We start from the raw sequence: 1,883 nt of genomic DNA, 5'->3' as shown, positions 1-1,883 counted from the left end.
TGCTCTGGTGTCAGTGGCTCTAGCTCTTTTTCTGGGAGGGGGGGGACTGGCACCGCTTTTGTTGCCGAATATTCACCTACATAGGTGAGTATCCCGCATCCATCAAGCCATAACTTTGCTCGTCCTTCAGGGAGAAAGCCAAACATAAATTCCGTTTGATAGCATGTTGCTCCTTCCTTAGAGGATATAACACTAGGGTATGGCGTGACCATCGCTGCTTTAATTTGCGCGGTGATCTTAACGACGGTGGCGTAGCGAAACCCGTTGAGCCCCCAATAAATATAGAGTTCATCGGGCAAGGATTTTATGCCAGTGCCAATTTGCCTTGAGGTAAAGTTTATTGGTAGCGCTAGGGGTAATGCATAGCCATCGTAGTCTGGATAGGTATATTCTCGATATTTATCCATGTTGTAGCGTAACGGTGAACCCAAACCGCCAAACGGTAGCATCATACTGGTCCAGTCCTCTTGGTAATTGACACCGTAGGCTTCGTTAACCGACGCAGGGTAATTATAAGAGATCGCGGCACCAATCCGCCAAGGCCTAAACCTCGGGTCATCAGGGTAGTTTGGCTTGGCACGTCCGACTAAGCCAGTGATTAGCGCGAGTATGGCAATGGTTGTGATCGCGAGATAGCGTTTATTCACCGTCGTACTCCTCGTGTGCATAGCCGTGGTTGATGGCTACTCTGGTGTGCTTGGAACAACATCTGCTAGATTCTGTACTTTATAGCTCGGGTTATACCAGACTTGATTGACTTTATCCCACGGGATCGGGTCATCAAGTGATGGTCTTGGGTACATCTTGGGTGGTTGTGGTCTCTTTTTGGGTTTCGTGTCAAACAGAAGGTGTCCAAATTGCTCGATCTGTTCTGCTGTCAGTGGCTCTGGTTCTTTTTTTGGTGCCGGTGGAGGGACTGGCACCGCTTTTGTTGCCGAGTATTCACCTACATAGGTGAGTACCCCGCATCCATCAAGCCATAGTTTTGTTCGTCCATCGGGGAGAAAGCCAAACATAAAATCATTTTGGTAGCATGTAGGTCCCTCGGGCTCTTCTGGATATTCGGGATAAGGCTTCACTATAGCCGCTTTAATTTGCGCGGTGACCTTAACGACGGTGGCGTAGCGAAAACCATGGCTCCCCCAATAGAGATAGAGTTCATCGGGTAAGGACTTTATGCCTGAGCCAAGTTGATCAGGGATAAAGTTGACCGGTACACCCAAAGGTATTGCATAGCCATCGTAGTCTGGATAGGTATACTCTCGATATTTTTCCATCTTGTATCGAGATTGCAGTAATCCGCCATACGGCAGCATCATACTGGTCCAGTCCTCTTGGTAATTGACACCGTAGGCTTCGTTAACCGACGCAGGGTAATTATAAGAGATTGCGGCGCCAATTCGCCAAGGCCTAAACCTAGGGTCATCAGGGTAGTTTGGCTTAGTACGTCCGACTAAGCCAGTGATTAGAGCGAGTATGGCAATGGTTGTGATCGCGAGATAGCGTTTATTCACCGTCGTACTCCTCGCGTGCATAGCCGTGGTTGATGGCTACTCTGGTGTGCTTGGAACAACATCTGCTAGATTCTGTACTTTATAGCCTGGGTTATACCAGACTTGATTGACTTTATCCCACGGGATCGGGTCATCAAGTGATGGTCTTGGGTACATCTTGGGTGGTTGTGGTCTCTTTTTGGGTTTCGTGTCAAACAGAAGGTGTCCAAATTGCTCGATCTGCTCTGGTGTCAGTGGCTCTAGCTCTTTTTCTGGGAGGGGGGGGACTGGCACCGCTTTTGTTGCCGAATATTCACCTACATAGGTGAGTATCCCGCATCCATCAAGCCATAACTTTGCTCGTCCTTCAGGGAGAAAGCCAAACATAAA

2 protein-coding genes and 1 pseudogene are annotated in these 1,883 nt (G+C 48.5%); all 3 read right to left on the bottom strand.

The window, feature by feature from the left end; all coding sequences use genetic code 11:
• A partial coding sequence (locus QTN94_RS19695; RefSeq protein WP_331428617.1) for a DUF2931 family protein occupies window positions 1-647 on the bottom strand: 647 nt, incomplete at its 3' end.
• 36 nt (window positions 648-683) lie between these two features.
• Complete coding sequence (locus QTN94_RS19690) at window positions 684-1,514, bottom strand: DUF2931 family protein (protein WP_331428616.1); 831 nt, start codon at window positions 1,512-1,514, stop codon at window positions 684-686.
• Window positions 1,515-1,550: 36 nt separating this feature from the next.
• Window positions 1,551-1,883 (bottom strand): annotated as a pseudogene (locus QTN94_RS19685) (hypothetical protein); the annotation flags it as partial.

Origin of the sequence: Vibrio sp. M250220, assembly GCF_036533795.1 — a bacterium.
Lineage (GTDB): Bacteria > Pseudomonadota > Gammaproteobacteria > Enterobacterales > Vibrionaceae > Vibrio.
The sequence above is the reverse complement of the archived record's forward strand: the minus strand, read 5'-3'. Positions and strand labels throughout refer to the sequence as shown.